This is a genomic window from Phenylobacterium sp. (assembly GCF_030680185.1).
GTDB lineage: Bacteria > Pseudomonadota > Alphaproteobacteria > Caulobacterales > Caulobacteraceae > Phenylobacterium.
On record NZ_JAUXVZ010000062.1, the window covers coordinates 97,544 to 111,259 of the forward strand.

The window sequence follows — 13,716 nt, forward strand, 5'->3', positions numbered from 1 at the left end:
AACCAGGGGCTGACGCCCCGCTTGCCCAGATCGTCTGCCGACCACGGGCGAATGCAAGCCGGTGCGGGCGCCCCCTGAGGACGCCCGCACCTGCGGCCTAGAACGTCTTGCGGACGCTCACGTACCAGTAGCGGCTGTAGGGCGTGTAGAGCTCGCCCAGATAGCCGTCGGACGCCAGGGGCGGCTTCTCGTCCGTCAGATTGCGGACGCCAAGACGAAGCCGGGTGTTGGCGGCCATGCCGTCCATGAACTCGTACTGCCCATAGAGGTTGGCCGTGATCTGGCTGTCGATGACCCACGGATCGCCGGCTGCGTCGATCAGGCCAAAGTCCTGCACGTCGCCCACATACTGGGTGAAGGCGCCGACGGTGAACTGTTCGTAGCGCCAGGTGGCCGAGGCCGACCACTTCCACTCCGGTCGGCCCTCGTCGCGGATCAGATCGCCGCCGCCGGCGATGTTGACGCCGGAATTGATCTCGCCCGCCGCCTGGGCGTCCAGCAGTTCCTGGATGGCCGGCGACGGCTGACGATAGAACTTCATCAGATGGGCCGCATTGAAGCTGGCCGAGAAGTCGCCGAAACGCGTGCCATTGAGGTTCCAGGCGACGCCGAAGTCGAGGCCGCGAGCCTCCTGCGGCAGCAGGTTCTGGTACTGGTCATTGACGTACAAGACCTGCCCGACCGGGTTCAGGCCGCTGCCGGCGAAGGCGGCCACGTCGTCCGGGGTCGGAGCGGCGCGGATCACGTCGGGATTGGTCGAACCCTGCGTGCGCAGCAGGTAGTCGAGGATCAGGGCGTTGCCCTCTCCGAACAGGCCGACGATCCCCTCCTGCTTCACGCGCCAGTAGTCGACGGTGAAGATGAAATTCCCCACTTCCGGCGGCAGGAACTGCGGTTCGAAGACCACGCCCGCACCCCAGGTTTCCGACTCTTCGGGCTGCAGGTCCTGATTGCCGGCCCGCCTCGCCGTCGTCGCGCCCGAGCGCGAGCAGGCCGAGAAACTGGTGATCCGCCCGGCGCGCAGATCGGCCTCGCAGCGGATGAAGTCGGTCCGCGTGTTCGAGCGCGTCACCAGGGTGGCGTTCACCTGCTCGAGATTGGGCGCCTTGAAGCCCTGGGCCCAGGAGCCACGGAACCGCAGGCCATCGACCACGTCCCAGGCCACGGCGACCTTGGGCTTGGCGATGGAGCCCGCATCGCTGAAGTCTTCGAAACGGCCAGCCAGCTGCATCTCGACGCTGCGCACCAGCGGGATGTTCATGTCCGGCGAGATCACCGGCACGCCGAATTCGATGAAGGCCGACGAGACGGTGCGCGAGCCCTTGGTGTCCGGCGACGGGCTGGTGCCGATCAGGTCGCCCTCATAGGCGATGCCGGTGACCGCGTCGGTGAAGTTGATCGTGCCGTCCACGCGGCCGTCGCGGTCGTCCTTCTGGGTCTCGCGACGGTATTCGAGGCCAAGCGCCATCCCCACATCGCCGCCCGGCAGGGCGAAGAGGTCGGGCCGCGAGATCTTGAAATCGGCCAGGGCCAGCGAGCTGGTGTTGCGACGGACGGTCTTGATGCGGATCGCATCGAGTGCGGCCTGGCTGCTGGGCGCAGTATCGGCCAGGCTGGTGTTCTGGAGGTTGGCGCCGTTGAAGGGGTTGTAGGCGTCCGGCGTCGTGAGCGAGAGCTGCTGCTGCAGCAAGGTCGCGCTGATGCCGTCGGAGATGTCCTCGACCTCGGCCTTGGAATAGAGCACCGCCCCTTCCCAGTTGAACCCGAAGCGTTCGCCCCGCAGGCCCACCAGGGCGCGCCACTGGGAGTTCTCCACGTCCACGAGGTTGGGGCCGGCGTCGGAGAAGTTGTAGGTGCGGATCGTCACGGCGCGGCCGCTGGCTGGCGCATCGATGCCGCTCAGGCGGTTCGGATTGACGGCGCCATTGGCGAAGGTCGTCGGACCGAAGGGGTTGTAGTAGCTCGAGGCCGGCATGGTGATTGGCAGCGAAGCGAGCGTGCCCGTCGAGGTCTGGGTGCTCTTGGTGGTGGCCGTATAGTAGCCCAACTCGCCAAAAGCGGTGATCTCGTCGGTGAGATCGTAGTTGCCGGTCAGGAACAGGTTCACCCGCTCCACCTCGGGGATCACCGTGGTGTTGTAGGCGGCCGGCGAGTCGAAGCGCAGGTCGCGGTCGGCCGCCGCCGTCGCGATGGCGCCGTCGTCGAGGCAGATGCCGCCGCTCAGGGGCGCCGAGCAGCCGGGGAAGGTCGAAGGCTGGACGTGGAAGAAGCCAGCGGTCGAGGTGACCAGGGCGCCGTTCTGGCGCACGACGCCGTCAGCCTGGAAATAGCCCCAGGGGGTCACCGTGCTGCGGGTGTCGAGGGACGTCGCGCCATCAAACCGAGTGCCGACAAACAGCGGCCGCTTATCCAGCGAGGCGGTATAGTCCTGATCCAGGGCGTCCAGGGCCGTGCGGTCGGTATAGCTGGCGAAGACCGTGACATTGCCGCGGCTGAAGTTACGGCCGAACAAGGCCGACAGGTCGGTCTGGCGGAGGCCCGTGCCCTCGGCGCCGCCGTACTGGGCGTCCAGGGTCAGACCGTCATAGTCGGTCCGCAGCACGGTGTTGACCACGCCAGCCACGGCGTCCGAACCATAGAGGGCCGCCGCGCCGTCCCGCAGGACTTCGAGCCGCTGCAGGCCGTTCACCGGAATGGCGTTGGTGTTGTAGGTCAGGACCGGAACCAGGTTCTCGTCGGCGCGGCTGGAGGGATGGGTCACCACCCGGCGGCCGTTCAACAGAACCAGGGTGTTGCCGACGCCCAGGTTGCGCAGGTTCACCGAGCCCACGTCGCCGCGGGCGCTGTTGCTGGAATTGGGCAGGTAGCTGGAGTTGAAGCTTACATCGCCCATCTGCGGGATGGAGCGGAACAGTTCGTCGCCCGAGGCCGCGGCGACCGATTGCAGTTCGTCCTGGCCGAGCACCGTGACCGGCACGGCTTCGGTGATCTTCGAGCCCTGAACCTGCGATCCGATGACGACGATTTCGTCGACCGTGGTGGCGGACGTCTGGGCGAGCGCGCCGCTGGCGCCGAACGCGCAGAGCATGGTCGTTCCGAGCAGCCCACGCCGCCCCCAGGACTTGAAGTTCATAGCAATCCCCTTTGATCCTCGAGCCGGAGATCGACGTGTCCCGATCTTCCCAGCTACCGAACATCCGCGAATACGCGGCGGGGGAAATGTAGCGCCGTTATAAGACGCAACCCGACACCATTTCGCCACACTGCCGCATATTCGAGCGTTTTTGCGCCTAAATATGCGGCAGCATGCCGGGTTTTCGCCAGGTTTTGGCCGTTATCGGCCAGTGATCACCGATCAGTAGAAGCTTACATCGTCGACTTCGAGCCAGAGGGCTTCCCCGGCGCCACGGCCCCCTCCGAACTGCACTTCCAGCAGGTCGGCGCCGGTCCACGGCGTCTGGTCGCCGCGCCAGTTGGCGGCCGGCTGCAGGTCGGCGAACGGCGTCCGGAACGTCGCCCATTCCGGCCCCGCCTTGACCTCGGCCTGCCACCATCCGCCGACCGTACGGACCATCACCTTGTACTCGCCGCCATCGCCGCGCAGTGCGAAGGACAGGCCTTCGAATGCTCGCGCGTCCACCGGCTCCAGCGAGCCGCGGCTGAGCGGGAGAATGACGCCGGCGTGCGGATCGTCCTTCACCGACATGCGGGCCGAAAGCCGCAGGGCCTTGTCGCCATCCGGCTCGGGCGCCACGAGGCTGATCAGCACGCTGCGATCCATGCCGCCGTCGGTGTCCTGCACACGCAGGGTGTCGAGGCGCGTGCGCCCCGCCTCGCCTTCGAAATCGTCGATCAGCGCCTGGGCGGGCGTGGCCGGCAAGGTCATCATCGCATTGGCTTGCGGCAGGGCGGTCCCCGGGCCCACCACCTGGCGGCCGTCGATGAACACGCGCTCGGTCTTGCGGACGTCGGCGATGTTGGTCCAGGGCGCGCCATCCAGCAGGACGAGGTCAGCCCGCTTGCCCACCTCGATGGTGCCACGGTCGTCGAGCACGCCCATGGCCCGGGCGCTGTTGGCGGTGCCCACCATCAGGGCTTCCACCGGCGTCAGACCCGCCTGAACCATCAGCTCCATCTCGTGCAGGGTCGAAAAGCCATGCAGCGTGCCGGGCATGCCTGCATCTGTGCCCAGGGCGATCAGGATCCCGGCGTCGTGGAAGGCCTTCACGTTCTGCAGGGCGTACTGGAACTTGGCGTTCGACTGCACGAAGCGAGGATTGTCGAGGCTGTCCGGCGGCGACTGGCCGGGCTTCACGGGCTCATAGACCGCCAGGGTCGGCGCATAGGCCGTACCGGAGGCGAGCATCAGGTCGATGGTCTCCTGATCGACCGGGCGGTCCTGCAGGCTGTGGACGATCACATCGACCTTGGCCCGGGCGGCGACCTTGCCGCGCTCCACCGTGACCGTGTGGGTCACCACCTTCAGGTCGTTCTTGTGCGCCTCGTCGACCAGGGCGCTGAGTGTGTCCACATCCATCGAGGTGTTGTCGGCCGAGAAGCCATAGCGCCAGCCGTCGGCGAAGGCCTTGATCAGGTCCGGCTCATAGGGAAGCAGCTCGCGAACCGCCTTGCGGGCCGCCTCAGGCGTATTTACCCACTTGGTGGTGGCCGTGTCGGCCCAGTCGGCGCCATGGCCGCCGGGCGTGCTCATCCGGGCGGTCAGGTTCACGTGCGGCGAAGCCAGCTGGGACAGCCAGCGTCGACGCGGCGCAAAGGATTCCGGCGGCTGGTGAAAGTCGTTCAGCGTGGTGACGCCGGCTTCCACATAGGCCGTGGCGATGGCCGGGGTCTGGTTGGGCGCGCCGTTGGGCGTCCAGTGGGTGTGAAGGTCGAAGAAGCCGGGCGTCAGGGCCTTGCCCCGTCCGTCGATGGTGGTCGCGCCGGCGGGCGCAGCCACATCGGGGCCGACGGCGGCGATCCGACCGTCGCGGATCACCACATTGGCCACCCGCGGCGCAGCGCCGGTGGCGTCGAACACGGTGGCGCCGACAATGGCGATCGTCTCGCCGGACGCCTGGGCGCTCGCGCCGCCGGCCAGCAGGCTGAGGCTGAGGGCCGTGGCGGCGATGGCTCGAAACTTTGGCTGAAACGTCACTGGAAGGCCCCGCACAACACACCGCCGCCCACTGCGCGGCGAGAGTCGATTAGACCAGGGTCGAGCCTGAATCCAGAAACGGCAGTGTAAAACCGCGCCCTTCGGCCTGACGCCGCCGAATGCGGCGCCGGCTCAATGCGCCAGAAGCACCGCCGTCGGCGGGGCTTCCAGCATGCTGCGGGTGGCGCCGCCCAGGACGAATTCCCGAGCCCGGGAATGACCGAAGGCGCCCATGACCAACAGATCGGCCCCAACTCGCTCGACCACGTGCTCGAGCACAGAGCCAATCGTGGCGCCGGCCGAGTCGAAGGTCTGGGCCTCGGCCGCGATCCCGTGTCGAGCCAGGTGGCGAAGGACGTCCTCGGCGACGGCTGGCGTCGCCTGGGGTTTTTCGTTCAGGATCGTCAGGACCACCACCTTCCGGGCGGCCTGCAGCGCCGGCAGCGCCGCCGCCAGGGCCGCAGCCGCTGAGCGTCCGCCGTCCCAGGCGATGAGCGCCGTCCCGATCTCGGTCATCGGGGCGGCCCCTTCCCGCGGGCGGAAGATGACCACCGGCCGACCGGACGAAAAAATCAGAGCCTCGGCCATGCCCTGCTGCGGCCCGGGATCGCGCGCATAGGGGACGACGCAGACATCACGGGTCCGCGCCATCCGGGCGATGAGGTCTGGAACTTCGAACATCTCCGCGGCGGGGCCGACGCGCCCGCCATAGACGCCCGCCGCCGTCGCGGAGGCCTCGAAGCGGTCAAGCAGGTGGTCGGCGGCGGCCCGGCTACGAGCCTCTTCCGAACGCGCAAGTTCGCCGAAGTTCAGCGCAAAGTCCGCCAGCCGGTTGGTTTTCACCGCGATGGTGGCATGCGCCGCCACCGCCGTGACCTGGTCCCCCAGGGCCGCACAGAGGGCCACCGCCTGATCGGCGGCCCAATCCGTCGTCGGGTCGGGATAGGTTTCGAGGTGGAGCAGGACGTCCTTGAAAGCCATGGGAGCCTCGTTCAGGGGACTGGCGCCGCGATCAGCCTAGGCCTTCTTGCGGCGTTCGGCGACCAGCACGCTGATCAGCAGGGCCGCGGCGGTCAGGGCTGCGCCCGCCGAGACCATGGGATGGTCACGCACTTCCTTGACCGCCTTGTCGGCGAGGTCGCGGGCGGGCTTGGCGCGTTCGGCCAGGGCGTCGGCGGCGTGGCGCACGGCGACGGCGGCCTTGGCGACAGCCTCCTCGCTCTCGTCGGCCAGGCTTTCGGCGGCGGCGCGCAGCGCCTTGGCTACGTCCTCGAGCGTGTCGTCGATGTCTTCGCGGATGTCTTTGACGATGGATTTCGACATGGGATCGGCTCCTTGCGGGTTAGCCCGACCCTATGCGCCCGCCGCGCCGCCCTCGCCTTGACCCGCATCAAACCCCCGCGACATCCCGTGCAAGCTTGGCTTGAGCCAGATCAAGGAGGCCCAGCCCCGCCAGGCGCACTCCCGGGGCACGGCCAAGCCCTTAAACGGCGGCCGTTCAGAAGGGGATAGATATGAAGACCACCACCGCCCTCCTCGCCGCCAGCCTCGCCCTTGGCCTGGCCAGCGCCGCCCAGGCCCAGGATTTCCAGCCCAAGGCCGCCGGCGTGAAGATGCTCAATGTCCGGCTGACCTCGGTCGATCCCGAGGCGGGCGACCCGATCACCACCCTCAGCGGCGCGGCGACCGGCCTCACCGCCGAGGTGAACGCCGACGTCATGCCGACCATCGGCCTCAGCTATTTCTTCACCGACAACATCGCCGTCGAGGTCATCGCCGGGACCACGAAACACACCGTCAAGGCGCAGGGCCCTGGCACAGACGTGAAGGTCAAGGAAACCTGGGTGCTGCCGCCGGTCGTGTCCCTGCAGTATCACTTCGCGCCGGCCGGCAAGGTCAGCCCCTATGTGGGCGCAGGCGTGAACTACATGCTGTTCTACAGCGGCTCGGACAAGAACGGCTTCAATCTCGACATCGATGACGGCGTCGGCTTCGCCCTGCTGGCCGGGGTGGATATCGCCACCGTCGGTCCCTGGAGCGCCAATTTCGACGTGAAGAAGATCTATTTTGAGACCGACGCCACCGATACCACCAATGGCCTGAAGTCGAAGGTCAGCCTCGATCCGTGGGTCGTCTCGGCTGGCTTCGGCTACAAGTTCTGAAGTCGAAAGGGGCGGCGCTGCGATGCGCCGCCCTCAATCGGAGGCGGCCTGCAGCACCGAAAGCGCGCCGCGGGCGATGACGATCTGCTCGTCGGTGGGCAGGACCAGAGCCTCCACGCGGCTGGCTTCGGCCGTGATCCTCATATCGCCCCGGGCGTTGGCCTCCGTATTCAGGTCCACCCCCAACCATTTGCAGGCCTTGAGGATTTCGCCGCGGATCTGCGGATCGTTCTCACCGACGCCCGCGGTGAACACCAGGCGATCCAGCCCGCCCAGCGCCGCGGCCAGCCCGCCGATCTCGCGGGCGACGCGATAGACGAAGAGGTCCAGAGCCTCGCGCGCCGCGGGGCTGCCGCTGGCCTGCAGGCGCCGGACATCGCCGCTTTCGCCAGACACGCCGAGCAGGCCCGAGCGCCGATAGAGCAGGTCGGTCAGATCGGGGGCGGACATGCCCTTGGTTTCCATCAGATAGAGCAGCACGCCGGGATCCACCCTGCCCGAGCGCGTCGACATGGGCGGGCCATCCAGGGCCGAGAAGCCCATGGTGGTGGCGATGCTGCGGCCCTCATCCATCGCACAGAGCGAGACGCCGCTGCCCAGATGGGCGACCACCACCCTGCCCCCGGCGCCTTCGCCATAGAGCCGGCGAAGTTCGCCCGCGATGAAGTCGTAGGACAGGCCATGAAAGCCATAGGCGATCACGCCCTCGTTGGTGATCTCCCGCGGCAGGGCATAGATCCTGGCCAGCCGCGGCTGACCGGCGTGGAAGGCGGTGTCGAACAGGCCCACCTGGACCGCGTCCGGGAAGGCCGCGCGGGCCGCTGCAACGGCTTCCAGGTTAAATGGCTGATGCAGCGGCGCCAGCGGGACGAGTTCGCCCAGCCGATCGAGGGCGCCGTCATCCAGTCGCGCCGGCGCACGGAAGGTCAGGCCGCCATGCACGATCCGATGGCCGATGGCGGCCGGCGCGTCCAGGCCGCCGGCCTTGGCCAGCCAGGCCAGCAGGCGCGGTAAGGTGCGGGCAAGGCCGCCGTCGGCGCGGGGCCAGTCGCTTTCGGCCGCCACCACGCCATCGGCTCCGCGGGCGATAAAGCGCGGCTCGTCGGGCAGGCCCGAGACCGCGCCGCTCATCTTCAAGGCCAGATCTTGCTCGGAAGATATAGAATAGACGCCAAATTTCAGGCTGGACGAGCCCGCGTTCAGAACCAGGATCTGGGGCATGCTCATTTCGCCGGCTTCGACCTCTGGGCCCGGGCCACCAGTAGAGCCACCGCGCAAGACGCCATGCGCGACAGCGCGCCGTCAGACCGGCTGGTCAGCATGATCGGCACCTTGGCGCCCATGACGATCCCCGCCGACTGGGCCCGCGCCAGATAGAAGAGCTGCTTGGCCAGCATGTTGCCGGACTCGATATCGGGCACCAGGAGGATGTCGGCGTCGCCGGCCACCTCGGAGACGATGTGCTTGGCCTCGGCCGCTTCCTTGGAGATCGCATTGTCGAAGGCCAGCGGCCCGTCGAGCAGGCCGCCGACGATCTGTCCGCGATCGGCCATCTTGCAGAGCGCCGCGGCGTCCAGGGTGGCGATCATCTTGGGATTCACGGTCTCCACCGCCGCCAGGATCGCCACCTTGGGTCGCGAGACTCCCATGGCCCGGGCGCAGTCGATGGCGTTCTGGACAATGTCGCGCTTGGTGGCGAGGTCTGGCGCGATGTTGATGGCCGCATCGGTGACCAGCACCGGCTTGGGATAGGTGGGCACGTCCAGGATGAAGACGTGGCTCATCCGCCGCTCGGTCCGCAGGCCAGTTTCGCGCGCGACGACGGCCTCCAGCAACTCGTCGGTGTGGAGCGCGCCCTTCATGATCGCTTGGACCTCCCCTGCCCCCGCCAGCTGGCAGGCAAGGGCCGCGGCGGCGTGGCTGAACGGCGCGTCGCGCACCTCGAAGTTCGAGATATCCAGGCCGGCGGCCGCCGCAGCCTGGGCGATCCGCGCCTTGGGACCGACCAGAACGGGAACGATGAGCCCGCGCTGCGCGGCCTCGACCGCCCCGGTCAGAGAGAGCTCGTCCACGGGGTGGACCACTGCGGTCTTCACCGGATCGGGGCGATCGGCCAGGCCGAGGAGGCGCTCCAGCTGGGAGCCCGGGGCGCTATCGGCAGTCAGGGGCAAGGTCAGGCTCCGCAGTTGCAAGCGTCCAGGCTGTCAGACCTGCAAGCTTCATCATAGTCATGGGTCATCCCAGATCGGCGACCGCTGACCATCAGTCCCGTTTGTAGCCCAGCTCCTGAAGGTCGGCGTCGTCCAGACGCGTCGATTCCAGGTCGCTCCCATCGGCGTCTTCCGCCGCGCCGGACAGCCGGCCCGCGTCGATCAGGGTGGGCTCATCTGCGCCGCCCATCGTTCCGACGGGTTCCGCCGCCTGCACCTGCGGATCGTCGCCGTCGCGGCTCAGGCCATCCTGTTCATCGCGCGCCAGGGCTACGATCTCGTCGTCATCCAGGTCTTCGGCGATCAGGGCCTCATCGTCGTCGGCGTCACCCAGGGCCGAGGTTTCGTCGCGGACGGCCGGCATCTCTTCGAAGGTGCGCATTTCGGCCGGCGGAATGTCGTCGCCTGCGCCGATGGTGTTGTCCTCATCAAAGACCTCGGCCTGGTCTTGCGGTTCGAAGTCGGGCTGTTCGGGCATGGTCGCCTCCGGGGTGTGATTTGGTGATCGAACACCTCACCGCCCCGGCCCGTTCAACTTGGCCGCAAGATTTCCAGACTCCCGCTCGAATTGGCGCTTCAGGCGAACCGATGCGGCTCCCACGCGTTGGCCAAGGCGAACCCACACTCCAAGCCCCCAACCCCCGAGGTGTTGCATGGACAGGTCCGCCCTGCGCCGCGACTTTGTCACGCGGCCGATCTATCACATGGCCAAGGGCGTCCTGCCCGAGATGTCCGACACCGAAGCCGAGGCCATCGCCGCTGGCGACGTCTGGTGGGACGCCGATCTCTTCTCCGGCGACCCGGACTGGCAGGCGATGCTGGACATTCCCGCCGCCAAGCTGACTGAGGCCGAGCGCGCCTTCATCAACGGTCCTGTCGATCGGCTATGCGCCATGCTCGATGACTGGAAGATCAACTGGGAGGATCGCGACCTTCCGCCCGAAGCCTGGGACTTCATCAAGCACGAGCGCTTCTTCGGGATGATCATTCCTGAGGAATACGGCGGCCTGGGCTTCAGCCCCTACGCCCATTCCGAAGTGGTGCGGAAGATCTCCACCCGCTCGGTGGCCGCCGCCGTGACGGTGATGGTGCCCAATTCGTTGGGCCCCGGCGAACTGCTCATGAAGTTCGGGACCGACGATCAGAAGTCCTACTGGCTGCCGCGCCTGGCCGATGGCCGCGACATCCCCGCCTTCGGCCTGACCAGCGCCGAGGCCGGTTCCGACGCCACGGCCATGACCGACACCGGCGTGGTGTGCGAAGGCGAGTACAAGGGCCAGAAGGTTCTGGGCCTGAAGCTCAACTGGGCCAAGCGCTACATCACCCTTGGTCCCATCGCGACCGTTCTTGGGCTGGCGGTGAAGGTCAAGGACTCCGACGGCCTGCTGGGCGGCGAGGAGGACCTGGGCATCACCGTGATCCTGGCGCCCACTGACACGCCCGGGATCGAGATTGGCCGCCGGCACATACCGGCCATGCAAGCCTTCCAGAACGGCCCCAATTCCGGCCACGACGTCTTCCTGCCGATGGACGCCATCCTTGGCGGACAGGAGCAGATCGGCAAGGGCTGGATGATGCTGAATGCGGCGCTCGCCGCCGGGCGCGGCATCTCCCTGCCCTCGCTCTCGGCCGCCGGCGCGGCTATGGCGGCGCGCACCACCGGCGCCTATTCCCGGGTTCGCACCCAGTTCCGCATCCCCATCGGCGAGTTCGAAGGGGTTCAGGAGCGCCTGGGCCGCATCGCCGCCAACGCCTACCTGCTGGACGCCGCGCGGCGCTTCACCTGCGCCGGCCTGGCGCTCGGCCACCACCCGTCGGTGGTCTCGGCGATCATGAAGAACAGCGCCACCGAGCGCATGCGCATCAGCGCCAACGACGCCATGGACGTTCACGCCGGCAAGGCCGTGATCGATGGCCCGAAGAACTATCTCGGCACCTTCTACCGCTCCGTGCCCGTGGGCATCACGGTCGAGGGCGCCAACATCCTCACCCGCAGCCTGATCGTCTTCGGCCAGGGCGCGATCCGCGCCCATCCCTTCATCCTCAAGGAGATGGAGGCCCTGGCTGATGAGGACACGCAGCGGGGGCTGGCCGCCTTCGACGTCACCGTCTGGGCTCATGCGGGACACATCCTGCGCACGGCCAGGAACGCCTTTATCCGCTCCTGGAGCGACGGCCTGCTGGGTCCCGCGCCGGAAACCGGGCCGACGAAGCGGTACTATCGCAAGCTCAGCCGCTACGCCGCCAGCTTCGCGCTCGCCTCCGACGCCGCCCTGCTGAGCATGGGCGGCTCGCTGAAGCGCAAGGAGATGCTGTCGGCCCGCTTCGGCGACATCCTGGCCGAGCTCTATCTGCTCAGCGCCACCCTGAAGCGCTGGGAGGAGGACGGCCGCCAGGAGGCGGACCTGCCGCTGGTCGAATGGATCATGCAGGACGGCTTCCTGACCATCGAGCGCCGCCTGAAGGAGATCCTCGACAACTTCCCCAACCAGCCGGTCGCCTGGCTCTTGGGCCTGTTCGTGCTCCCGTTCGGCATCATCCGCCGCGGTCCCAGCGACCGCGTCACCCGCGCCTGCGCCCGACTGATCATGGAGCCGTCAGCCACCCGCGACCGCCTGACCGAAGGCGTCTATCTGGGCGCCGGCGATGACGCCGTGGCCGAGTTGGAACATGCCCTGGATCTGGTGGTCTCCACCGAGCCGATCCGCGACCGCATGAAGAAGCTGCGGGTTCGCGATCCTGATACGGCGCTCGACCAGGGCCTGATCAGCCGCGAGGACCACGACAAGCTGGCCGAGGTGGCCATCGCCGTCGCCAAGGTCGTCGCCGTGGACGACTTCTCGCCCGAAGAGATCACCGGCAAGGCGACACCGGCCGAGCAGGTGCGCGTCGAGGCCGCAGAATGAGCCGGCCGGTCTATATCGTCGACGGCGCCCGCACCCCGTTCATCAAGGCCCGCGGGCGGCCCGGGCCCTTCACGCCCGTGGATCTGGCGGTCCAGTGCGGCCGCCCCCTGCTGCTGCGTCAGCCCTTTGCGCCAAGCGCCTTCGACCAGGTGATCCTGGGCTGCGTGAACGTGATCGCCGACGAAATGAACCCGGCCCGCGTGGCGGCTCTGCGTCTGGGCATGGGCGAGGCGATGACAGCCTTCACCGTGCAGATCAACTGCGGCTCGGGCATGCAGTCCATCGACACGGCCTTCCGCTACATCCAGCAGGGGACGGCCGACCTGATCCTGGCGGGCGGCGCGGAGTCGCTCAGCCACGCGCCCCTGGTGCTGAGCCATGACGCCACCGAGTGGTTCGCCGAGGTGAGCGGCGCCCGCAGCCCCATGGCCCGGGCCAAGGCGGCCATGGGCTTTCGGCCGGACTTCCTCAGCCCGGTCATCGGCCTGGAGCGCGGCCTGACCGATCCGATCACCGACCTGAACATGGGCCAGACCGCCGAAATCCTGGCGCAGATGTTCGACATCTCCCGCCATGAGGCGGACGTCTACGCGTCCGAAAGCCAGCTCCGCTCGGCCCGCGCCCACACCGAGGGCTGGTTCAAGGGGGAGTTGGAGCCCGCCTTCGCCCGCGATGGCGAGCTTTATGACCGTGACGACGGGGTGCGGGCGGACTCGAGCCCCGACAAGCTGGCCAAGTTGAAGCCCGCCTTCGAGCCGCCATTCGGCAAGGTGACGGCCGGCAACAGCTCGCAGATCACCGATGGCGCTGCGTGGGTGGTGCTGGCCTCGGAGGCCGCGGTCAAGGAACACGGCCTGGAGCCCCTGGCCGAGATCGTCGACAGCCGCTGGGCCGCGCTGGACCCGAAGATCATGGGCCTCGGCCCGGTGATGTCGGCCACCGAGTTGCTGCGCGCCCACGACATGACCCTGTCGGACGTGCCGATCTGGGAGATCAACGAGGCCTTCGCCGCCCAGGTGCTGGCCTGCCTGGCGGCCTGGCGGGACGACGACTTCCGCCGCCAGGTTCTCGGCCTGGACGGCGACTTCGGCCAGATCGACCGGGAGCGGCTAAATGTCGATGGCGGCGCCATCGGCATGGGCCATCCGGTCGGCGCCAGCGGCGCGCGCATCGTGCTGCACCTGGCCAACGCCATGAAGCGCCTGTCCCAGCCCCGCGGCGTCGCCACCGAGTGCATCGGCGGCGGCCAGGGCGGCGCCATGTTGATCCAAGCGGTCTGAAGG

The 13,716-nt window shown here is 68.0% G+C and carries 10 protein-coding genes; 3 read left to right on the forward strand and 7 right to left on the reverse strand.

Annotated features, from left to right (window positions below):
• Positions 1–97: 97 nt before the first annotated feature.
• The 4 genes from Q8L83_RS17360 to Q8L83_RS17375 all read right to left on the reverse strand — a co-directional run bounded on the left by Q8L83_RS17360 (position 98) and on the right by Q8L83_RS17375 (position 6,478).
• Complete coding sequence (locus Q8L83_RS17360; protein ID WP_305289201.1) at positions 98–3,133, reverse strand: TonB-dependent siderophore receptor; 3,036 nt, start codon at positions 3,131–3,133, stop codon at positions 98–100.
• A 222-nt stretch (positions 3,134–3,355) separates the two neighbouring features.
• Entirely contained in the window at positions 3,356–5,155 is a 1,800-nt protein-coding gene (locus tag Q8L83_RS17365; RefSeq protein ID WP_305289203.1) for a CIA30 family protein, read from the reverse strand.
• A gap of 132 nt (positions 5,156–5,287) precedes the next feature.
• Positions 5,288–6,136, reverse strand: a complete 849-nt coding sequence (locus tag Q8L83_RS17370; protein WP_305289205.1) for a universal stress protein — start codon at positions 6,134–6,136, stop codon at positions 5,288–5,290.
• Between the two features lie 36 nt (positions 6,137–6,172).
• On the reverse strand, positions 6,173–6,478 hold the full coding sequence (locus Q8L83_RS17375) for a hypothetical protein (RefSeq protein WP_305289207.1): 306 nt from the start codon (positions 6,476–6,478) through the stop codon (positions 6,173–6,175).
• A gap of 191 nt (positions 6,479–6,669) precedes the next feature.
• On the opposite strand from Q8L83_RS17375, the gene Q8L83_RS17380 reads away from it, so the two are divergent.
• On the forward strand, positions 6,670–7,317 hold the full coding sequence (locus Q8L83_RS17380) for an OmpW family protein (protein WP_305289209.1): 648 nt from the start codon (positions 6,670–6,672) through the stop codon (positions 7,315–7,317).
• A 33-nt stretch (positions 7,318–7,350) separates the two neighbouring features.
• Here the strand turns inward: Q8L83_RS17380 and Q8L83_RS17385 are convergent, their stop codons facing one another.
• The 3 genes from Q8L83_RS17385 to Q8L83_RS17395 all read right to left on the reverse strand — a co-directional run bounded on the left by Q8L83_RS17385 (position 7,351) and on the right by Q8L83_RS17395 (position 10,005).
• Positions 7,351–8,544, reverse strand: a complete 1,194-nt coding sequence (locus Q8L83_RS17385) for an acetate/propionate family kinase (protein ID WP_305289211.1) — start codon at positions 8,542–8,544, stop codon at positions 7,351–7,353.
• Entirely contained in the window at positions 8,541–9,488 is a 948-nt protein-coding gene (locus tag Q8L83_RS17390) for a bifunctional enoyl-CoA hydratase/phosphate acetyltransferase (RefSeq protein ID WP_305289213.1), read from the reverse strand. Before Q8L83_RS17390 ends, Q8L83_RS17385 begins: the two co-directional genes overlap by 4 nt.
• Before the next feature lie 91 nt (positions 9,489–9,579).
• Positions 9,580–10,005 (reverse strand): hypothetical protein, encoded by a 426-nt coding sequence (locus Q8L83_RS17395; RefSeq protein ID WP_305289215.1) that lies wholly within the window; start codon positions 10,003–10,005, stop codon positions 9,580–9,582.
• A gap of 175 nt (positions 10,006–10,180) precedes the next feature.
• Between Q8L83_RS17395 and Q8L83_RS17400 the strand changes: the two genes are divergently transcribed.
• Complete coding sequence (locus tag Q8L83_RS17400; protein WP_305289217.1) at positions 10,181–12,433, forward strand: acyl-CoA dehydrogenase; 2,253 nt, start codon at positions 10,181–10,183, stop codon at positions 12,431–12,433.
• Positions 12,430–13,713 (forward strand): acetyl-CoA C-acetyltransferase, encoded by a 1,284-nt coding sequence (locus Q8L83_RS17405; protein ID WP_305289219.1) that lies wholly within the window; start codon positions 12,430–12,432, stop codon positions 13,711–13,713. Before Q8L83_RS17400 ends, Q8L83_RS17405 begins: the two co-directional genes overlap by 4 nt.
• Positions 13,714–13,716: the final 3 nt, after the last annotated feature.